Genomic DNA, 229 nt, shown 5'->3' with positions numbered 1-229 from the left:
GTTCCTACCTTTGTTACATTTACACTTTTTACACTCTTCGATTGATTTTCTGCGCTGATTACTAAAGGAATCTGGTATAGCCTAGGATTGGTTCCCGAGCCTGATTCAAGGTTGTCATTGGAGATATTAATTCTTCCGATTCCCTGGATTGCATAGCTGCTTCCTCCGTACCAGTCGGAAATACTGATTGCCGTGAAAGTCTGTGAAGTAGTATCGGTAAAATTTACGT

Annotated in this window: 1 protein-coding gene; it reads right to left on the bottom strand. The window is 41.0% G+C overall.

What is annotated here, in order from left to right; genetic code table 11:
- Positions 1–229 (bottom strand): hypothetical protein (locus ACPYOJ_RS37235; RefSeq protein ID WP_481420664.1); only part of this gene is annotated, 229 nt, incomplete at both ends.

The sequence above is a fragment of the Rhizobium sp. SVR5-9E genome (assembly GCF_056755095.1).
Note: the sequence above shows the minus strand (reverse complement) of the source record. Positions and strands in the feature narration are given on the sequence as shown.